This is a genomic window from Spirillospora sp. CA-294931 (assembly GCF_050946795.1).
Classification (GTDB): Bacteria; Actinomycetota; Actinomycetes; order Streptosporangiales; family Streptosporangiaceae; genus Spirillospora.
The window spans coordinates 6,792,249-6,811,657 of record NZ_CP192006.1; the positions used below are offsets into that span (position 1 = coordinate 6,792,249).

Annotated in this window: 16 protein-coding genes and 2 pseudogenes; 3 read left to right on the forward strand and 15 right to left on the reverse strand. The window is 72.0% G+C overall.

All coding sequences use genetic code 11. The features are described 5' to 3' along the window. Positions 1-36: 36 nt before the first annotated feature. The 9 genes and pseudogenes from ACQPY4_RS30610 to ffh all read right to left on the reverse strand — a co-directional run bounded on the left by ACQPY4_RS30610 (position 37) and on the right by ffh (position 6,202). On the reverse strand, positions 37-450 hold the full coding sequence (locus tag ACQPY4_RS30610) for a hypothetical protein (RefSeq protein ID WP_433326726.1): 414 nt from the start codon (positions 448-450) through the stop codon (positions 37-39). 102 nt (positions 451-552) lie between these two features. Beyond that, a complete protein-coding gene (gene lepB, locus ACQPY4_RS30615) occupies positions 553-1,443 on the reverse strand; it encodes a signal peptidase I (RefSeq protein ID WP_433326728.1) in 891 nt (296 codons plus the stop codon). Positions 1,444-1,602: 159 nt separating this feature from the next. Continuing rightward, on the reverse strand, positions 1,603-1,953 hold the full coding sequence (gene rplS, locus ACQPY4_RS30620; RefSeq protein WP_030164333.1) for a 50S ribosomal protein L19: 351 nt from the start codon (positions 1,951-1,953) through the stop codon (positions 1,603-1,605). A gap of 119 nt (positions 1,954-2,072) precedes the next feature. Continuing rightward, positions 2,073-2,624, reverse strand: a pseudogene (trmD, locus tag ACQPY4_RS30625) (tRNA (guanine(37)-N(1))-methyltransferase); the annotation flags it as partial. Between the two features lie 414 nt (positions 2,625-3,038). Continuing rightward, a pseudogene (locus ACQPY4_RS30630) lies at positions 3,039-3,257 on the reverse strand (tRNA (guanosine(37)-N1)-methyltransferase TrmD); the annotation flags it as partial. Beyond that, a complete protein-coding gene (gene rimM, locus ACQPY4_RS30635; protein WP_433326730.1) occupies positions 3,254-3,772 on the reverse strand; it encodes a ribosome maturation factor RimM in 519 nt (172 codons plus the stop codon). The pseudogene ACQPY4_RS30630 and the gene rimM, both read right to left, overlap by 4 nt. Positions 3,773-3,777: 5 nt before the next feature. Further along, positions 3,778-4,020, reverse strand: coding sequence for an RNA-binding protein (locus tag ACQPY4_RS30640; protein ID WP_151568089.1), 243 nt, complete (start codon positions 4,018-4,020; stop codon positions 3,778-3,780). A 1-nt stretch (position 4,021) separates the two neighbouring features. Then, positions 4,022-4,471 carry a 30S ribosomal protein S16 gene (rpsP, locus tag ACQPY4_RS30645; RefSeq protein WP_433326732.1) on the reverse strand — a complete coding sequence of 150 codons (450 nt, stop codon included), beginning with the start codon at positions 4,469-4,471 and terminating at the stop codon, positions 4,022-4,024. Between the two features lie 189 nt (positions 4,472-4,660). Then, positions 4,661-6,202: a signal recognition particle protein gene (ffh, locus tag ACQPY4_RS30650; RefSeq protein WP_433326734.1), complete on the reverse strand. Its 1,542-nt coding sequence runs from the start codon at positions 6,200-6,202 to the stop codon at positions 4,661-4,663. 259 nt (positions 6,203-6,461) lie between these two features. Here ffh and ACQPY4_RS30655 point away from each other — a divergent pair, with 259 nt between their 5' ends. Both ACQPY4_RS30655 and ACQPY4_RS30660 read left to right on the forward strand, forming a co-directional pair. Continuing rightward, positions 6,462-7,079: an RNA polymerase sigma factor gene (locus tag ACQPY4_RS30655; RefSeq protein WP_433326736.1), complete on the forward strand. Its 618-nt coding sequence runs from the start codon at positions 6,462-6,464 to the stop codon at positions 7,077-7,079. 88 nt (positions 7,080-7,167) lie between these two features. Next, on the forward strand, positions 7,168-8,304 hold the full coding sequence (locus tag ACQPY4_RS30660; RefSeq protein ID WP_433326738.1) for a hypothetical protein: 1,137 nt from the start codon (positions 7,168-7,170) through the stop codon (positions 8,302-8,304). 64 nt (positions 8,305-8,368) lie between these two features. On the opposite strand, the gene ACQPY4_RS30665 is transcribed toward ACQPY4_RS30660, so the two are convergent. From ACQPY4_RS30665 to smc, 6 genes are all read right to left on the reverse strand, one after another. Then, positions 8,369-10,711, reverse strand: coding sequence for a [protein-PII] uridylyltransferase (locus tag ACQPY4_RS30665; protein ID WP_433326740.1), 2,343 nt, complete (start codon positions 10,709-10,711; stop codon positions 8,369-8,371). Positions 10,712-10,753: 42 nt separating this feature from the next. After that, positions 10,754-11,092 (reverse strand): P-II family nitrogen regulator, encoded by a 339-nt coding sequence (locus tag ACQPY4_RS30670; protein WP_433326742.1) that lies wholly within the window; start codon positions 11,090-11,092, stop codon positions 10,754-10,756. Continuing rightward, positions 11,089-12,468: an ammonium transporter gene (locus ACQPY4_RS30675; protein ID WP_433326744.1), complete on the reverse strand. Its 1,380-nt coding sequence runs from the start codon at positions 12,466-12,468 to the stop codon at positions 11,089-11,091. The genes ACQPY4_RS30670 and ACQPY4_RS30675 overlap by 4 nt, the downstream gene beginning before the upstream one ends. A gap of 281 nt (positions 12,469-12,749) precedes the next feature. Next, on the reverse strand, positions 12,750-13,904 hold the full coding sequence (ftsY, locus tag ACQPY4_RS30680; protein ID WP_433326746.1) for a signal recognition particle-docking protein FtsY: 1,155 nt from the start codon (positions 13,902-13,904) through the stop codon (positions 12,750-12,752). Positions 13,905-13,974: 70 nt separating this feature from the next. Beyond that, a complete protein-coding gene (locus ACQPY4_RS30685; protein ID WP_433326748.1) occupies positions 13,975-14,394 on the reverse strand; it encodes a globin domain-containing protein in 420 nt (139 codons plus the stop codon). A 132-nt stretch (positions 14,395-14,526) separates the two neighbouring features. After that, positions 14,527-18,195 (reverse strand): chromosome segregation protein SMC, encoded by a 3,669-nt coding sequence (gene smc / locus ACQPY4_RS30690; RefSeq protein WP_433326750.1) that lies wholly within the window; start codon positions 18,193-18,195, stop codon positions 14,527-14,529. A gap of 266 nt (positions 18,196-18,461) precedes the next feature. Here smc and ACQPY4_RS30695 point away from each other — a divergent pair, with 266 nt between their 5' ends. Then, the gene (locus tag ACQPY4_RS30695) at positions 18,462-19,352 is read left to right on the forward strand and encodes an alpha/beta hydrolase (protein WP_433326752.1); all 891 of its coding nucleotides are present in this window, start codon (positions 18,462-18,464) and stop codon (positions 19,350-19,352) included. Positions 19,353-19,409 lie beyond the last annotated feature (57 nt).

A 19,409-nucleotide genomic window follows, 5' to 3' on the forward strand; every position in this document is an offset into this window, starting at 1 on the left:
CCCAAGGTGCCGTGAATGGCGCCTTCCTCGGACCTTTCAGGAGATCAGCAGCTCAGCGCCGAGTGACCCCGCACACATTGCCGTGCTGCCGTGGTGAGGAACTTCCAGGCGGCGATGATTTCGTCTGCTCATTGGTTGGGCGCTGTCCAGGTTGTCTCGATTGGCCTGGACGGCGGCGAACACTGCCCGTTCGACGGCATGGACGAAGTGAACGGCTTCGGGCTTGGGGAGGCCCTGCGGCGCGAGGCGTCGTTGGTCGGTGGAGCTTTGGGGCGGTTCTTCGTGGCGGCGTTGGCGTTGGGAAAGGCCGGGTGGGGACGGGTTTTCGCGCGCTGCCTGCCAGGAGTTGGGGCCGCTACGCACCCGGCGGGGTTTCGTGGGCACCCCCAGCATCGCCGCTGGGACGAACTCCATCGCCTGACACCCCACGACCAGCAGCGCGGGGGTCATTCCGGTGCAGGGTCGCTGTGCGGGTCGGGACGGTCGGCTGAGGGGACGACGGCGTCGTGGGCGCTGTGCGCGCCAGGAGCTGGTGGCCTGTGGTTGCGGTGGTTAGTTGGAGCGGAAGCGGCGGGTTAGGCGGATCAAGGGGAAGGCGGCTAGGAGGCCTAGGGCCACTGGGGTGGCTGGGGCGGCGGCTGCTAGGGCCTGTTGCTTGAAGGTGTTGGGGATGGGGAGGGTGTCTATGCGGTTGAGGGGCCAGACGATGACGAAGGCGCGGCCGATGACGCGGTTGGTGGGGATGGTGCCGCCGCCGGGGTCGCCTCGGTGGGAGCGGGAGTCGTAGGAGAGCTCCCGGTGGTCGCCCATGACCCAGAGCTGGCCTTCTTTGACGGTGACGTCGAAGGGCTCGTTGGACGGCTTGTTCTGCTCGCCGCCGGGCTCGGTGAAGAGGTAGGACTTCTCATCCAGGGGGGTGCCGTTGACGGTGACGCGGCCCTGGGCATCACAGCACTTCACGCGGTCGCCGGCGACGCCGATGACGCGCTTGATGTAGTCCTTCTCGTTGGGGGCGACGCCGAAGGCGCTGCCCACGGCGCGCAGGACCTTGCCGACCGGGTTGGTCGGTTCCTGGACCTCGGTCTCGGGGTCCCAGGAGTCGAGGCCGTTGAAGACGACGATGTCGCCGCGCTCGATGTCGCGGGTGTGGTAGACGATCTTGTTGACCAGGACGCGGTCGCCGACCTTGAGGGTGTTCTCCATCGAACCCGAGGGGATGTAGAACGCCTGGACGGCGAAGGCCTTGATGACGAGGGCCAGGACCAGGGCGACCCCGATGAGGATCGGGAGCTCTTTCCAGAAGGAGCCCTGCTTCTTCTTCTTTTTCTTGCCCTCGGTGGGCGGCTCGTCATCGGGACGACCGGCGTCGTCATCGGCGATCGGACGATCGGGGGTCACGGCCTGGTCGTCTTCGGGCACCGCGCCCTCGGCTTCGGATCGCACGTCTCTCCGATCGTCCTCGTCAGTCATCAGAGGGAAAGCCTATCGGCGCTCGGGGGCCCGGCACCGCGCTCATGGCCGTGTCGCCGACCATGTCCCGTCCGAAACGGGCAACGCCCTGGTCACCTTCTAGGGTTCCCAGGGCGCCGGACGTCGTGAATGTCAGAAGTCGCGCTTCTCCTTGATGCGGGCGGCCTTGCCTCGCAGGTTGCGCAGGTAGTAGAGCTTGGCGCGGCGGACGTCGCCTCGGGTGACGACCTCGATCTTCTCGATCGAGGGGCTGTTGAGCGGGAAGGTCCGCTCGACGCCGACGCTGTAGCTGACCTTGCGGACCGTGAAGGTCTCGCGGGCGCCACCGCCCTGCCGACGGATCACCACGCCCTGGAAGACCTGGATACGGCTCCGGTTGCCTTCGGTGACGCGGACGTGCACCTTGAGCGTGTCGCCCGGACGGAAGTCCGGGACGTCGGCGCGCATGGCGGCCTTCTCGATCTCCTGGATCAGGGTGTGCATGACTGCGGTCCTCAAAGTCGAACGCGGACGTCGAGAGGCCCCGTCGGGAACTTTCGTGGGGGCGTCGCGCCGCGCGAAGTGGATCTTCCTGACCGTGCGTCTGGGCGCACGGCGACGCTCTAGTGTGCCATATCTTCGCCGTCAACCGGAAAACCGGCGTCCCGGAGCACCTGACGATCATGTTTGTCGAGGCTCTCGGGGTCGAGTTCGGCGAGGAGTTCGGGACGGTTCGCCGCCGTCCGGAGCAGGGCTTGGTCGCGGCGCCAGCGGGCGATGGCCCCGTGGTTGCCCGACAGGAGGATCTCCGGGACGGGACGATCGCGCCAGGTGGGCGGCTTGGTGTAGACGGGCCCTTCGAGGAGCGACTCCATGCTCCCGGGGGCGAAGGAGTCGTCGGTCACCGAGTCGGCGTTGCCGAGGACGCCGGGGAGGAGCCGTCCGACGGCCTCGACCATCACCAGGACGGCGACCTCGCCGCCCGCGAGCACGAAGTCGCCCAGGCTGACCTCGTCCACCCGCATACGGGTGCGAGCCTCGTCGACGACGCGGGAATCGATGCCCTCGTAGCGTCCGCAGGCGAAGACGAGATGGTCTTCAGCGGCCAGCTCGGCCGCCAAGGCCTGTGTGAAGGGGCGTCCGCTCGGGGTGGGGACGAGGAGGCGGGGTCCGCCGTCGATCATCGGTGTGGTCCCGAGTTCGCGATCGGCGGCGCTTGCCGTTGTGCCGAGGTCACTGCTGGAGGCGGCGCTCGGCCTCATGGCGAAGTCATGACCGCTCTCGGCACTCGGCATCGTGCTGAGGTGGTGACTTTCGTCGGCGCTCGGCTTCGGGCCGGGGACGCTACCGGCGGTGGCGACCGGCGGCGGGCCGAAGTCACGGCCAGCGTCGGCACTCGGTGTCGTATCGAACTCGCGACCGGCGGCGCCACTCGGCGGCGGGCCGGAGTCGCTGCCCTCGGCGCTCGGCGTTGCGCCCGAGTCACGCCCGGCGGCAGCGCTCGGCGTCGTGGGGAGGTCGTGCCCGGCGGCGCCGGTCGGTGTCCGGCCTGGGGCGTGGTCGCCCTCGGGGCCGGGAGCGAGGGTGAGGACGGCGTCCAGGGCTTCGCCCCAGGGGTCGGGTTTCATGACCATGCCGGGGCCGCCGCCGTAGGGGGTGTCGTCCACCGTGCGGTGACGGTCGTGGGTCCAGGTGCGCAGGTCGTGGACGTGGATGTCGAGGATGCCGGTGCGGCGGGCCTTGCCCAGCAGGGAGACGTCCAGGGGCGCGAAGTACTCGGGGAAGATCGTGATGATGTCGAGTCTCATGGCGATTCGTCGAGCAGGCCCTCGGGTGGGTCGATGACCAGGCGGCCACCGGGGACGTCGACCTCGGGGACGAGGGCGGCCACGAAGGGGACCAGGGCCTCGTCGCGGCCGGGACGGCTGATGATCAGCAGGTCCTGGCCGGTGTGGCGGACCTCGGCGACGGTGCCGATCTCCTCGCCCGCGACGGTGACCGCGCGGAGGCCGACCAGTTGCTGGTCGTGGTAGGAGTCGGGGTCGTCGGTGACGAGGATGTCGGCGGGGTCGACGACCAGCCAGGTGCCGCGGAGTTCCTCGGCCTGGCCGCGGTCGTCGACCCCGTCGAAGCGCACGAGCAGACGGCCCGAGTGCCAGCGGGCGTGCTGAACGGTGAGCGGGCCGGACGACGCGGGGTCGGTGGCGAGCTCGGTGCCCGGGGCGAACCGGAGATCCGGATCGTCGGTGCGGACATCGATGGTGAGCTCGCCGCGGATTCCGTGCGGCCGTCCGACCCGGCCGATCACCAGGTGGTCGGGCATCCCGTTCAGCGGACCTCGTTGACGTCGAGCAGGTCGACGCGCACGTAGCGTCCTCCGGAGAGGGCGCTGATCACGGTGCGCAGGGCCTTGGCGGTGCGTCCGCTACGGCCGATGACCTTGCCGAGGTCTTCGGGGTGCACGCGCACCTCGAGTACCCGGCCGCCCCTGATTCTGCGGGCGCGCACCCGGACGTCGTCCGGGTGCTCGACGATCCCGCGCACCAGGTGCTCGAGCGCTTCTTCGAGCACGTCAGCCCTCGCTCTTAGCTTCGGTGGTCTCGTCGGTCTCGGCCTTGGCCTTCTTCGGCTCGGCCTTCTTCTTGGTCTTGGTGGCGGTCGAGGTGGTCTCGGTGTCGCCCATCGACTCCTTGACCGCGGACTCGAAGACGGCCTTCTTGTCGGCCTTGGGCTCGGCCACCCTGAGGGTGCCCTCGGCACCGGGCTCGCCCTTGAACTTCTGCCAGTCGCCGGTGATCTTCAGCAGGTTGAGGACCGGCTCGGTCGGCTGCGCGCCGACGCTCAGCCAGTACTGGACGCGCTCGGAGTCGACCTTGATGAGCGACGGCTCTTCCTTGGGGTGGTAGAGGCCGACCTCTTCGATGGCCCGGCCGTCACGCTTGGTGCGGGCATCGGCGACGACGATCCGGTACTGAGGGTTCCGGATCTTCCCCAGACGCTTGAGCTTGATCTTGACTGCCACGGGTGTGGTGTACTCCAGATTCATTACGGGTGAGCTGGGCCCTTGTCAGGTGGGGACACCGACGACGGGACGCTCGATGGACTCCGGCCGCTCAGAACGAGAGAGGGCGCCTGGCGATTCCGGGGTTTCCAGCCTGCCATTCTGCCAGACGAACGCGGTAAAAGCGCAATCGCGGCAGGACACGCTCGGTCACTTCTTCTTGCGGCCCGGCAGGTTGCCCAGATCGGGCATCTGGAAGCCGGGCGGTAGCTGGCCGCCGCCGAGGCCCGGGGGCAGGCCGTCCATGGGCGGCAGGGCCTGCTGGGGCTGGGCTTCCTTGCCCGCCGCGCGCTTGCGGGGGTCGCCGCTGCGCTGCTTGCCCTTCTTCTTGGCCGCCTTGACCGCCTTCTTGTTGGTCTTGCGGGCGCCGGGCATTCCGGGCAGGCCCATGCCTCCGGCCATCTGGCGCATCATCTTCTGGGCGTCGAAGAAGCGGGTGACCAGGCTGCTGACCTCGCCGACCTGGACGCCCGAGCCCTTGGCGATGCGGGCGCGCCGGGAGCCGTTGATGATCTTCGGCTCGGAGCGCTCCTGCGGGGTCATGGAGCGGATGATGGCGGCGACGCGGTCGAGGTCCTTGTCGTCGATCTGGCTGATCTGGTCTCTGACCTGGCCCATGCCGGGCATCATCCCGAGCAGGTTGCCGATCGGCCCGAGCTTGCGGATCATCATCATCTGCTCGAGGAAGTCTTCGAGGGTGAAGTCTTGCCCCGAAGCGAACTTGCTGGTCATCTTCTCGGCCTGCTCGGCGTCGAACGCCTGCTCGGCCTGCTCGATCAGGGTGAGGACGTCGCCCATGTCGAGGATCCGACCGGCCATGCGGTCGGGGTGGAAGACGCTGAAGTCCTCGAGCTTCTCGCCGGTGGAGGCGAACATGATCGGACGGCCGGTGATGTGCCGCACCGACAGCGCGGCGCCGCCGCGGGCGTCGCCGTCGAGCTTGGTGAGCACGACGCCGTCGAAGCCGACGCCGTCGAGGAACGCCTGGGCGGTGGTGACCGCGTCCTGGCCGATCATCGCGTCGACGACGAACAGGATGTCGTCGGGCGAGACGGCGTCGCGGATGTCGGACGCCTGCCGCATCATCTCGGCGTCGACGCCGAGGCGTCCGGCCGTGTCGATGATGACGATGTCGTGCTGGGCGTGCCTGGCCTGGTCGATCGAGCGGCGCGAGACCTCGACCGGGTCGCCGACGCCGCTGCCGGGCTCGGGCGCGAACACCGGGACTCCGGCGCGCTCGCCGACGACCTGGAGCTGCTGGACGGCGTTGGGACGCTGGAGGTCGGCCGCGACCAGCAGCGGCGCGTGCCCCTCGGTCTTCAGCCACCGGGCGAGCTTTCCGGCCAGGGTGGTCTTGCCCGCGCCCTGGAGACCGGCCAGCATGATCACGGTGGGCGGGTTCTTGGCGAAGCGGATCCGGCGCGTCTCGCCGCCGAGGATGTTGACGAGCTCCTCGTTGACGATCTTGACGACCTGCTGGGCCGGGTTCAGGGCCTGTGAGACCTCGGCGCCCTGCGCCCGTTCCTTGATCTGCGCGATGAAGTCCTTGACGACGGGCAGGGCCACGTCGGCTTCGAGCAGAGCGACACGGATCTCGCGGGCCGTCGCGTTGATGTCGGCCTCGGAGAGCCGCCCTTTGCTGCGCAGCGACGAGAAGACCGTCGTCAGCCGGTCGGAGAGCGTCTCGAACACGTGTGTGGACCCGTCCTTGGAAATGCGTCTGGGATCGCCTATCAGACTATCGGGTCAGGGGCGTACTCCCGGACATCACAAGATCACTGAAAGTGATCTATTGACTATTGGCAGTAGGGTGTGACACTTCCAGACAGAACCTACGCTGTGTCGGACAGGGGGCCTATGCGACCAATGGCACCCCGGCCCGGCCAGTTGACCCCCTACAGGCCCTCCGAGGACGCAAGGTGAACACGTGGCACCGGCTATACGGACGTCCATGAGCGAACGGGTGACGCCCCGGGCCGAGCCCCAGGACCACGATCTGGAACTGGCGCTGCAGGCGGCACAGGCCGGCGACTCCGAAGCCTTCAGGCTGCTCTACCGTGATCTCCAGCCACGGCTGCTGCGCTATCTGCGCGCGCTGGTGAGCACCGAGGCCGAGGACGTCGCGGCCGACGCGTGGCTGCAGATCGCCCGCGACCTGGGTTCGTTCAGCGGCGACTACGACCGCTTCCGCGGCTGGGCGTCGACGATCGCCCGGCACCGCGCACTCGACCACATCCGGCGGGCGGGGCGCCGCCCGGACGCCAGCATCCGCATCGACGACCTCACCGATCTGGTCGGGCGCGACGACACCGAGCAGGAGGCGCTCGACCGCCTGTCCACGGGCGCGGCCGTCGCGCTGATCGCCACGCTCCCGCAGGACCAGGCCGAGGCCGTCCTGCTGCGCGTGGTCGTCGGGCTGGACGCCAAGGAGGCCGGACGGGTGCTCGGCAAGCGGTCGGGCGCCGTCCGCACCGCCTCGTACCGCGGGCTGCGCAGGCTGGCCGAACGCTTCGCCGAGATGCCCGACGGCGCTCTCAGCGAGGCGCTTCTCGGGGACGCCGATGCGTGAACGCGACGGCGGCCGGGACACCGGTCCCGTGACCGGCGACGAGGCCGGGTGTGACACGAGCGCGGACCACGGCGCTGGAGGGAGTGAGATGAGTACGAGCACCCAGCGATTCGACCGTGCCGCCGCCGAGCGTCTGCTCAGCGGCGTGCCGAGCGATCCCACGGGCGTCTCGGACCCCCTCGCCCGGCTGCTCGGCGTCGCGTCGGCACGCGCCCAGGCCGACGAACTGGACGGTGAGGACGCCGCCGTCGCGGCCTTCCGGGCCGCGGTCGCCGCGGGTCCCCAGGAGGCGCGGACGAGCAGGCTTCCGCTCGCCCGGCTGTTCTCGGCGAAGATCGCGGCCCTGGGGCTGGCGGTCACGGCCGCCGGGGGAACGGCCCTGGCGGTGACGACGGGGACGCTGCCCGACGGCCTCCCGGGTGACCATCCCCGGCCGTCGCGCCCCTCAAGTCCACAGGCGTCGTTCGACCCGAAGAACCGCCCGTCCAACGCCCCCGGGACGCAACCGGGCACAACCCCCGGCACGCCGAATACGGGGAGGACGACAAAGCCCGGCCCCACGCCGCAGGCGGCACCCAACCCGGCCGTGGTCAAGTTGTGCCAGGTGTACCTGAAGGGCAAGCCGGCGCACCGTAAGCGCGCGTTCGACGTCCTGGTCCCGGCGGCGGGAGGGCCCGACAAGGTCGCGGCCTACTGCGGCAACGCCACCAAGAACCGTCCCGAGAAGGGCAAGCAGGACGGCCGTCCGGGCGGTCACAACGGCAACCCGCCGGACAACAAGGGCGGCAACGGCGGCGGGCACTACGGCTCGGACGACGACGGCGGTGACGGCGGTGAAGGCAAGGACCGCGACCGTCACGACGACGGCAGGCGCGGTGACGGCGAGCGCGCCCGCGACGGGCGGCGTGGCGACGGCGAGCCCGGCCGTGGCGGCGGGCCCCGCGACGACGATCGCGGCGGCGGGCCCGGCGGTGGCGAGCACGGCCGGCACGGCGACGGCGGACGTCACCAGCACGGCGAGCGCGGCAAGAGCGGCCGGCACGGCAAGAGCGACGAACGCGGCCAGCGCGGTGAACGCGGCCAGCGCACTGAGCGCGGCGAGCGCGTGCGGCGCGGGGACGAGCGCGGCGGCGGGCACCGCGAGGGCGACGGCCGCCGCGACGCGACACCGGATGCCCAGAACGACGCTCACCACAAGAAGCAGGGCGGTCAGGTGACCACCTGACGCCCCCCAGACCGACGGGGAGGCGGTCGTGCCCCCGTGATCGCCTCCCCGTCTTCCACCTCCGCTAGCGGGCCCCGTCGTCCTTCAGTGCCCCCAGCACGTGCAGCCGGACGGCCGAGAGGGCCGCGGGCTCGATGAGGGGCCGCCCGTCGGCGTCCACGACGTAGAAGACGTCGACGGCCTCGGCGCCCAGCGTGTCGACCTGGGCGCCGCGCACCTGGAGGCCGCACTCCCCCAGCGCCTGGCCGATCCGCCACAGCAGGCCGGGACGGTCGTGCGCCCGGACCTCGACGACCGTGGCCGTGCTCGACGCGTCGTCGACGATCGTGACGCGCGGCGGCGGCACGGCGACTCCCGCCCTGGGACGGACGGAGCGCGCGCGGCGTTCCAGGCGGTGGGCGACGTCCAGCCGGTCGGCGAGCATGCGGCGCAGGTCGGCCTCCAGCGCGGCCGGGTCGGGGGGCGTCCCGTATTCGGGGACGGCGGTGAAGTCGAGGACGGCGGTGGCAGCGGCGCCCGAGGATGGCGACGAGACCCGCGCGTTGCGGACCACGAGGCGGTGCAGGGCGAGCACGCCCGCGGCACGCCAGAGCAGTCCGGGACGATCGGGGGCCGCGACGGTGATGCGCGAGCCGGCGATCCGGACCGCCGCGCCGTCGTGGCGGGCGAGGGCGAGCTGTTCGGGCGGCAGCAGCGGCGGGGGCGGCGGTGTGCCCCCGGCGAGCCTGGCGATCGCGCGGCGGGCCAGCTCGGCGATGAGCCCGGCCTTCCACGCGCCCCAGGCCGCGGGCCCGGTGGCCAGGCCGTCGGCGACGGCCAGGGCGGCGAGCAGCTCGATGAGCTCGCGCTCGCGTCCGGGGACGGCGGAGACGGCCGCGATCACGGTCTCGACCGTTGCGGGGTCGTCGATGTCGCGGCGCGTGGCGGTCTCGGGCAGCAGCAGGTGATGGCGGACGAGGGTCTCCAGCACCCGGACGTCGCCGTCGGCGAAGCCCATGCGGGTGCCCAGGTCGCGGGCGACGACGGCGCCGCCGACGGAGTGGTCGCCCGGCCAGCCCTTGCCGATGTCGTGCAGGAGCGCGCCGACCAGGAGCAGGTCGGGCCGGGCCACCTCGCGGGTCAGCGCGGCGGCCCCGGCGGCGGTCTCGACCAGGTGGCGGTCGACGGTGAAGCGGTGGACGGGGTTGCGCTGCGGCCGGTTCCTGACCCGCTCCCAGTCGGGCAGCAGCCGGACGACCAGCCCGGCCTGGTCGAGCGCCTCCCAGACGCCGATGGCGGCCGGACCGGCGCCCAGGAGCGCGACGAGGGCGTCGCGGGTTCCGGCGGGCCACGGGACGGGCGGGAGCGCCGCGCGCTCGGCCAGCCGTTCGACGGTCGCGGGGGCCAGGGGAAGCCCGGCCTGGGCCGCCGCGGCGGCGACGCGCAGGGTGAGCGCGGGGTCGTCGAGGTCGGCGCCCCGGGCCAGGACGACCTCGCCCTCCTGCTCGACGGCTCCGTCCCCGACCGGGGTCCGTTCCACGCCGCGCGCGCGGGACGGCGCCCGGCGCGGCGCGCAGAAGCGTTCGACGCGGTGCCAGAGGTGGTCGGCCGCGTAGGTGACGGTGCGGGCCGCCTCGGCGATCGAGCGCGACAGGACGCCGGCGTCGAGCATCCCGAGGCGGGTGGCGACGGCGTCCTGTTCCTGGAGGACGAGCTTGTCCGGCGAGCGGCCGGTCGCCTCGTGCAGGGCGTGGCGGATGTCGAGCAGGAGGTCGTGGGCGGCGCGCACCCGGGGGCCGGGGGCCGAGGCGACCCAGGAGGCGGCGACGGCCTGCATGACGTGCACGTCGCGCAGCCCGCCCCGGGCCTCCTTGAGGTCGGGCTCGAGCAGGAACGCCAGCTCGCCCTGGCTTTCCCAGCGTCCTCGGGTCATCTCGGCCAGCTCGGCGAGCCGGAGCCGCGCGTCGGCGCGCCAGTCGGCCAGGACGGCGGCCCGCACCTCGTCCACCAGCGTGGGGTCACCGGTGATCCGGCGGGCCGACAGCAGGCCGAGCACGGCCTTGAGGTCGGAGCGGGCGACCGTCCGCGCCTCGTGGAGCGTCCGGACGGAGTGGTCGAGCCGGAGCCCGGCGTCCCAGACCGGGTACCAGACCCGGTCGGCGAGCTCGGCGACGTCGTCGCGGCCGCGATGCAGCAGCACCAGGTCGAGGTCGCCGCCCGGTGTCAGCTCGCGGCGGGCGTGGCTGCCGACCGCGACCAGCGCGACGCCTTCGGGCGGTTCGCCCGGGTCGGGGCGCGGCACGCGCTCGGCGGCCAGGAGCCCGGCCAGCCAGCGGTCGAGCTCGGCGGACCGCGCGGCCCGCGCCGCCGCCAGGGCCGCGCGGGCCGCGTCGGGGCTTCCCCCGACCGCCTCGTGAACGAGGGTCACTCATGCCCTCCTAAGAGCCACAGGAGCCGGACGGGACCTGGGCTACAGGGCTTCCGGACCGATCTCGCCGGTCCGGACCCGGACCACGGTGTCGACCGGGACGGCCCAGACCTTGCCGTCGCCGATCTTGTCGGTGCGGGCGGCCTTGACGATGACGTCGATGATGTCGTCGGCGTCCTCGCTCTCGACCAGGACCTCGACCCGCAGCTTGGGCACCAGGTCGACCTTGTACTCGGCGCCCCGGTAGACCTCGGTGTGGCCCTTCTGGCGGCCGTAGCCGCTGGCCTCGCTGACGGTCAGCCCCTTGACCCCGAAGGTCTCCAGGGCCGCCTTGACCTCGTCCAGCTTGAACGGCTTGATGACCGCGGTGATCAGCTTCATGCCTCCGCCTCCACCTTCTTCTCGGGCTGCGCGTCCCGGCGCGCCGCCGCCATGGCCGCGCCCAGGGAGCTGGAACCGCCCCCGCCGGACGGCGTGAGGTCGTAGGCGGTCTCGGCGTGCGCGGCCTGGTCGATGCCGGAGACCTCGTCCTCGGCGGTGACCCGCAGGCCCATCGTGACATCGATCAGCTTGGCGATGATCCAGGTGGCCACGAAGGAGTAGGCGGCGACCGCGACGACCCCGAGGGCCTGGCGGCCGAGCTGGTCGAGCCCGCCGCCCATCAGCAGGCCGTCGACGCCGTCGGAGGCGGGCGTGAGGATGCCGGTGACGGTGCCGGTGGCGAACAGGCCGATCAGCAGGGCGCCGACGATGCCGCCGACCGCGTGCACGCCGACCACGTCGAGCGAGTCGTCGTAGCCGAACTTGTACTTGAGCCCGACCGCCAGGGCGCACAGGCACCCGGCGATGAGGCCGATCGCGATGGCGCCGAGCGGGTTGACCGCGGCGCAGGCGGGCGTGATGGCCACCAGGCCCGCGACGGCGCCGGAGGCGATGCCGAGGGTGGTCGACTTCCCGTGCCTGATCTTCTCGACCAGGATCCAGCCCAGCGCGGCGGCGCCGGTCGCGACCTGGGTGTTGACGAACGCGACCGCGGCCTGACCGTTGGCGCCCAGCGCCGACCCGGCGTTGAACCCGAACCAGCCGAACCACAGCAGCCCGGCGCCCAGCAGGACGAACGGCAGGTTGTGCGGGCGCATCGGCTCCTTGGGCCACCCGACCCGCTTGCCGACGACCAGCGCGATGGCCAGCGCGGCCATGCCGGCGTTGATGTGGACGGCGGTGCCGCCCGCGAAGTCGAGCGCCAGGACGCTGTCGGCCAGCCAGCCGCCGTCGCCGGTCTTGGTGGTGTCACCGAAGTAGAAGACCCAGTGCGCGACCGGGAAGTACACCAGCGTCACCCAGACGGCCACGAAGACCATCCACGCGCCGAACTTCACCCGGTCGGCGATGGCACCGCTGATCAGCGCCGGGGTGATGATCGCGAACATCAGCTGGAACGCGACGAAGGCCAGTTCCGGCGAGGTGCCGGACGCCGAGAGCAGCGTGTCCTTCAGCCCGACCTTGTCGAGATTGCCGATCAGGCCGTTGCCGACGTCCCCCGAAAAGGCCAGCGAATACCCGTAGAGCACCCAGAGCACGCTCACGATGGCGATGGTGCCGAAGCTCATCATCATCATGTTGAGCACGCTCTTGGAGCGGGACATGCCGCCATAGAAGAAGGCGAGTCCCGGGGTCATCAGCAAGACCAGGGCGGATGCGGCCAGAACCCAGGCGGTGTCGCCTGAGTTCAGCGATTCGAGCACGTCCGGCGGCATGCTGGCCGTCCTTTCGGAGGGGTGGTGTGACTATGTCCTGGAGCCTCCTGCGATGCGGTTTCACAATGGGTGCATGAGTGTTTCGCCGGTGTGAAACCCGGCCCCCGCATGTTTCGAGGGTGTTTCGGAACCCTCACCGAGTGTCGTTAGGGGGAGGAAGCCTCCCCTTTTCCGCTACAGATCGTCGGTAAGGGGGACCAACGCCGAACAAAAGATCACCCGCCCGCGCGGATGGCGCGGACGGGTGAAATACCGCCGAAACAAGATCTTTTGTTGGGGCCTCAGTCGCCCAGAATGGCGTCGACGAACGCGCCCGGCTCGAACGGGGCCAGGTCGTCGGGGCCCTCGCCGAGACCGACCAGCTTGACCGGGACGCCGAGCTCGCGCTGGACCTGGACGACGATGCCGCCCTTGGCGGTGCCGTCGAGCTTGGTCAGCACGATGCCGGTGACGTTGACGACCTCGGCGAAGACCCGGGCCTGCTGCATGCCGTTCTGGCCCGTGGTCGCGTCGAGCACCAGCAGCACCTCGTCGACCGTGGCCTGCTTCTCGACGACCCGTTTGACCTTGCCCAGCTCGTCCATGAGTCCGGTCTTGGTATGGAGCCGGCCCGCGGTGTCGACGATGACCGTGTCGACCTTGCTGTCGATGCCCCGCTTGACGGCGTCGAACGCCACGCTGGCCGGGTCGGCGCCCTCACCCGACCGGACGACCTCGGCCCCCACCCGGGAGCCCCAGGTCTCCAACTGGTCTGCGGCGGCGGCGCGGAAGGTGTCGGCGGCGCCCATCACGACGGTGCGGCCGTCGCCGACCAGGACGCGGGCCAGCTTGCCGCAGGTGGTGGTCTTGCCGGTGCCGTTGACCCCGACGACCATGACCACGGCGGGACGGGTGCCGTGGGGCTGGGTGTGCAGCGAGCGGTCGGTGTCGGCGCCGATCTGCTTGACCAGCTCCTCCTTGAGCATCGCGCGGACCTCGCCGGGCTCGCGGGTGCCCAGCACCTGGACGCGGGTGCGGAGGTCCTCGGTGATCTGCCGGGCCACCGTGACGCCGATGTCGGCGCCGATCAGGGTGTCTTCGATCTCCTCCCAGGCCTCGTCGTCGAGCGTCTCGCGCGCCAGCAGGCCCAGCAGGGTCTTGCCGAAGGTGTTCTGCGAGCGGGCCAGCCGCGCCCGCAGCCTGACCAGCCGCCCGGCGGACGGCGGCGGCTTCTCGATCTCGGGCTTGGGCGGGGCCGCGGGCGTCGGCGGCGCCTTTTCGATCGTCGGCGCGGCCTCGTCCTCCACGGTGGTGGTGCCACCGGGCCGGACGATGTCGGGCCGCTCCGCGGGTTCCACGGGCGGCGGGGTCTTGCGGCGCCCAGGCCGCAAGAACATGACCCCGCCCACGATGAGGGCGAGAACGGCCAGTCCGGCGATGAGGATCAGATAGTCCATAGCGCCCCCCAGTTTTCCATGTCCGTCAGGTTGAGCCGAACGCGACCGTCCCGTTGCGCTCGGGAACCGCTCAGCGCCGGATCGTGCTCCGCACCTCGTGCGCGGCCTCGGCCATGACCTGGGCGACCAGCCCGTAGACGGCGGCCCAGTCGTCCTCCAGGTCGCCGTTCCAGTCCGGTCCGCTGAAGTGGGCCAGCGTGGCCAGCAGGCTGGCCCCCACGACCACGTAGTGGTCGCTCATGACCTCGGCCTGGCCGTGGCGGTGGCCGAGCTCGCGCAGGTAGGGCACCAGCGCGGGCGTGTCGTCGATCAGCGACACGATGTGGGTCAGCGCGCCGAGGAGCTTGGCGTGCTGCCCGCCCATGGACGCGGGGAACAGCGCCCGCAGGGACGGGTCCCGCTCGAACAGGTCGGCGTAGAAGTAAGCCGTGAGGTCTTCCCCGTGTCCGCTCAGCGACGCGAAGTTGGCCTTGATCCGCTCTGCGTCCATGCGTGCACCCTCTCGTGCCGTCCCCCGCACCGGGCGGGGCCGCGCGGTCGGGAGCCGGAGAACGGCCGAGGCTCATACCTAGTGGATCGCCCGCCCGTCCACAAGGCCCGCTTCGACCGGCATGTCGCCGTTTCAGGCGGGCTCGTGCTGCCGGAGACGCTGGCTGACGACCTGCGTGACGCCGTCGCCGCGCATGCTGACGCCGTAGAGGGCGTCGGCGCCCTCCATGGTGCGCTTCTGGTGGGTGATGATGATCAGCTGCGACGACTCGCGGAGCTCCTCGAAGACGCGCAGCAGGCGCTGGGTGTTGGTGTCGTCGAGCGCGGCCTCGACCTCGTCCAGCACGTAGAACGGGGAGGGGCGCGCCTTGAAGACGGCCACCAGGAAGGCGATCGCCACCAGGGACCGCTCGCCGCCCGACAGCAGCGACAGGCGCTTGACCTTCTTGCCCGGCGGGCGGGCGGCCACCTCGACTCCGGTGACGAGCATGTCTCCGGGCTCGGTGAGCGACAGGCTGCCCTCACCCCCGGGGAACAGCCGGGCGAAGATCCGCTCGAACTCGCGGGCGGTGTCGTCGTAGGCCGAGGCGAACACCTGCTGGACGCGCTCGTCGACCTCCTTGACCACCGTGAGCAGGTCGCGCCGGGTCTTCTTGAGGTCTTCCAGCTGCGAGGTGAGGAACTGGTGGCGCTCCTCCAGCGCGGCGAACTCCTCCAGGGCCAGCGGGTTGACCTTGCCGAGCTGGTTGAGCTGGCGTTCGGCGGCCTTGGCCCGCTTCTCCTGGACGGCCCGGTCATACGGGACGGGCCGCGCGTCCTCGGCGGCCTCGGGCCCCGGGGGGACGAGTTGGTCGGGCCCGTACTCGGAGACCAGGCTCTCGACCTCCAGGCCGAACTCCTCAAGCGCGCGCTCTTCGAGCTGCTCCAGGCGCAGGCGCTGCTCGGCGCGGGCCACCTCGCTGCCGTGGACGACGTTGACCAGCCGCTCCAGCGTCCCCGAAAGCTCGCGGACCTGCGTCCTGATGACCTTGAGCTCGGCCTCGCGGGCCGCGCGGGCCTCCTCGGCGGCGGCGCGCTGGGCGACGGCCGCCTCCAGCGAGGTCTCGATGCGCTCCAGGGACGTCCTGGCGCCGTGGTGGACGGCGCGGGCCGTCCTGGCCTGCTGCTCGCGCCGGGCGCGCCGCTGCTCGGCCCGGGAGCGCTCCTCGCGCTCGCGGCGGGCCCCGCGTTCGAGGGCGTCGGCGCGTCCGGCGATCGCCTGGACGCGCTCCTCGGACGTGCGGACGGTCAGCCGGGACTCCATCTCGGCCGAGCGCAGCTCCTGGCACCGGGCGTTCAGCTCGTCGCGCGACTCGGTGTCGTACCCGGCCTCCTCGGCGACCTCGGCGGCCTCCTCGGACTCGGCGAGGCGTCCGGCCAGCTCCTCGGCGGCGGCCGCGTCGCGTTCGACCGACTCGCGGGCGGCGTCCAGGGCCTTGGTCAGGCGCTCCACCTCACCGCGGGCGGCGCGGACACCGGCCTCCAGGCGGGCGGCGCGCTTGGCCTCCTGCGCGGCGTGCGCGTCGTGCTCGCGCAGCCGGGCCCGGACGCGGTCGAGGTCGGACTGCGCCTGGTTCACCCCCGATTGGGCCTGGTTGACCGCCGACTGCGCCTCGTCCAGCGCGGCCTGGGTCTCCTGCTCGCGCTCCATGCCCCGGGTGAGGGCGTCGGCGTGGGCCGCGGCCTCGGTCTCGGCGGCGGCGAGGTCTTCGGTGGCCTGGTCGAGCGTGGCGCGCATCTGGAGCAGGCTCTGCGCGCCGCCCGCCCCGCCGCCCTGCGCCCAGTGGGCTCCGATGAGATCGCCGTCGCGGGTCACGGCGCGCAGGCCGGGATGCCGCCGGACGAGCCCGGCCGCGGCGGGCACGTCGTCGACGACCGCCACGTCGAGCAGCAGCCGGGCGAGCGCGGGACGGAACGCGTCCGGGACGCCGACCGCGTCGATCGCGTAGTCGACCCCCGGGACCTTCTCTCCCTCGGGCGCGGGGGCGCCGCCGACGAGCAGGCCCGCCCGTCCGGCGTCCCGCACCCGAAGCAGCTCCAGGGCGGCCTCGGCCGTCTCCAGCGACCCCACGGCGACGGCCTCGGCGACGTTGCCCAGCGCCGCGGCCACGGCCGTCTCGTACCCCGGCCGGACGGTCAGCAGCGACGCCACCGTACCGAGCACCCCCGACAGCGAGCCGTCGGCGCCCGCCGCCAGCAGCGCCTCGCCGCCGTCGGCCGCGCTGGCCAGGGTCAGCCCGAGGGCCTCGATGCGCGCCTGGAGCGCCGCCACGTTCTTCTGCGCGGCCTGGTCGGCGGACCGCGCCGCCGCCACCGCCGCGCGCGAATCCTTCAGCTCCTGCTTGGGCCCGTCCACCGCAGACCGGGCCGCCTCGACGGCGTCCTTGGCGGTGGCGAGGGTCTCCTGGGCCAGCTCGTGCTCGGCGGCCAACTCCGGATCGTCGACCACATCGGCCTCGAACGCCTCGAACTCCGCCTGGGCGGACCCGGCGCGCTGCTCGGCCTCGGTGCGCGCCTCGGCGAGACGTCCGATCTCGGACTGGCCCGCCTGGGCCTTGCTCCGCAGCGCCTCGACGCGCCCGCGCAGCCGCGCCAGCTCCTCGCGGCGGTCGGCGGCGGCCCGGCTGGCGGCCTGCAGGCGGCGTTCCTCCCCCGCCAGGGCCTCCTCGGCGGCCGTGCGCTCCTCGACCGCGCGGGCCAGGGCGTCCTGGGCCTCGTCCAGCACGGCGCGGAGCATGTCCTCCTGCTCCCGAATGGCCAGCGCCTCGCGCTCCATGTCGTCGGGGTCGCGGCCGCGCCGCTCCTCGTCGCGCGCCTCGGCGGCGTTGCGCTGCCGCTCGGCGGCCAGGTCGGCCACACCCCGCAGCCGCTCCTTGAGCGCCGACAGCTTGAACCAGGTGTCCTGGACCTCCGCCAGCCGCGGCGCCTGCTCGGCCTCCTCGGCCTCCAGCTCGGCCTCGCGCCGCTGCGCCTCGTTCAGCGCCCGCTCGGTCTCGGTGCGGCGCTCGCGGACGGCGGCCTCGTCGGCGGCCTCCTGGTCGAGCCGGGTCCGCAGCGTGATCAGGTCGTCGGCCAGCAGCCGGGCCTTGGCGTCGCGCAGGTCGGCCTGGATGACGGCCGCCCGCCGCGCGATCTCGGCCTGGCGTCCCAGCGGCTTGAGCTGGCGCCGCAGCTCACCGGTGAGGTCCTGGACGCGGGTCAGGTTGGCCTGCATCGCGTCCAGCTTGCGCAGCGCCTTCTCCTTGCGCTTGCGGTGCTTGAGGACGCCCGCCGCCTCCTCGATCACCGCCCGGCGCCCCTCGGGCCCCGAATGCAGCACCCGGTCGAGCTGCCCCTGCCCGATGATCACGTGCATCTCGCGTCCGATGCCGGAGTCCGACAGCAGCTCCTGGATGTCCAGCAACCGGCACGAGTCGCCGTTGATCGCGTACTCGCTCTGCCCCGACCGGAACATCAGCCGGCTGATCGTCACCTCGGTGTAGTCGATGGGCAGCGCGCCGTCGGTGTTGTCGATGGTGAGGACGACCTCGGCGCGGCCCAGCGGCGGCCTGCTGGCCGTCCCGGCGAAGATGACGTCCTCCATCTTGCCGCCGCGCAGCGACTTGGCCCCCTGCTCGCCCATCACCCAGGCCAGGGCGTCCACCACATTGGACTTGCCCGACCCGTTCGGCCCCACCACACAGGTGATCCCCGGCTCGAACTTCAGCGTCGTGGACGAGGCGAAGGACTTGAAGCCGCGCAGCGTCAGACTCTTCAAATACACGCGTTCGCTGTCCTCCTCCGGGAATCGCGCAGGACCGGTGCCGCCCTCCCGCCATGCACCCGGGAGCCCGTCGAACCATACCGGCCACGCCCCACCAGGCCCGGCATCCGCACGCCGCTCCCCTCTAATGTGCCACGAACGGACACCCGGGGTGCGTTGACTTGCGAAGACCCACCCCTTCCGGATGCTCGGCGACGACCGGAACGAACATCTCCGCGTCCTCACGCGTCCGCATCATCAACGACGCGGAACGAGGAGGCGGGGCCTTGATCGATCGCCGACGGTTGCTGCTGTCCGGGCTCGGCGGCGCGGGAATCGCCGGGATCGGCGGGCTCGGCGCCGCTTACCAGCTCGTGCAGCACGACGTCCTGCCCGGGAAAGTCCGGCTGGACAAGGCGCTGGGGCGATGCGGGGACCTGCCGCAGATCCCGGCGGAGACGGCCGCGGTGCGGCGGGAACGGTTCCGTTCCCGGGCGCGGGGACGCCACGTGGAGATGCGGCTCGTGACCCCGGCCCGCGCGGAGCTCAGGGGCCTGCCGGTCGTGGTCGTCCTGCACGGCCTGAACGGCTCCGCGGCGACGGTGAGCGACCTGCGGGTGGACCGCTTCCTCGCGCACGCGGTCGCCACCGGGACGCGGCCGTTCGCGATCGTCGGCGTGGACGGCGGCGACACCTACTGGCACCGCCGCGCGAGCGGCGACGACCCCGAGCGGATGATCGTCGAGGAGGTGCTCCCCCGCCTGCGCGCGCTGGGGTTGCGCACGGAACGCATCGGCCTGCTGGGGTGGTCGATGGGAGGCTACGGCGCGCTGCTCATGGCCGGACGGCTCGGACCGGGACGGGTCGCCGCGGTCGCGGCGTCGTCACCGGCGCTGTTCCGTTCGCATGAGGCGGCGCGCGGCGCCTACCGAGGGTCGTTCGACGATGCGGGGGACTTCGCCCGCAACGACGTCATGGCCGACCTGGGTCGGCTTTCGGGTGTGCCGCTCTGGATCGACTGCGGTCGCAGCGATCCGTTCGCGGCGACCACCGAACGCCTTCGCGCGAGAATCCGGCCGAAAGCGGCGGGCGGGATGTTCCGCGGATGCCATGACGGGGCCTACTGGGCCCGTCGCGCACCCAGCCATCTGGAATTCCTGGCCCGCCGTCTCCGCTGATCAACCGGACGGAGCGCATACCGAGAGTTGACCAAAACATAAGGGACGCCCCGGCCC

Bases quoted from the DNA above. Each gene is read 5' to 3' on its own strand.
- ACQPY4_RS30670 (WP_433326742.1), bottom strand. From the start codon at position 11,092: ATGAAGCTGATCACCGCGGTCATCAAGCCGTTCAAGCTGGACGAGGTC.
- ACQPY4_RS30675 (WP_433326744.1), bottom strand. From the start codon at position 12,468: ATGCCGCCGGACGTGCTCGAATCGCTGAACTCAGGCGACACCGCCTGG.
- ACQPY4_RS30610 (WP_433326726.1), bottom strand. From the start codon at position 450: ATGACCCCCGCGCTGCTGGTCGTGGGGTGTCAGGCGATGGAGTTCGTC.
- ACQPY4_RS30655 (WP_433326736.1), top strand. From the start codon at position 6,462: ATGAGCGAACGGGTGACGCCCCGGGCCGAGCCCCAGGACCACGATCTG.
- rimM (WP_433326730.1), bottom strand. From the start codon at position 3,772: ATGCCCGACCACCTGGTGATCGGCCGGGTCGGACGGCCGCACGGAATC.
- ftsY (WP_433326746.1), bottom strand. From the start codon at position 13,904: ATGGACTATCTGATCCTCATCGCCGGACTGGCCGTTCTCGCCCTCATC.
- rplS (WP_030164333.1), bottom strand. From the start codon at position 1,953: ATGCACACCCTGATCCAGGAGATCGAGAAGGCCGCCATGCGCGCCGAC.
- ACQPY4_RS30685 (WP_433326748.1), bottom strand. From the start codon at position 14,394: ATGGACGCAGAGCGGATCAAGGCCAACTTCGCGTCGCTGAGCGGACAC.
- ACQPY4_RS30660 (WP_433326738.1), top strand. From the start codon at position 7,168: ATGAGTACGAGCACCCAGCGATTCGACCGTGCCGCCGCCGAGCGTCTG.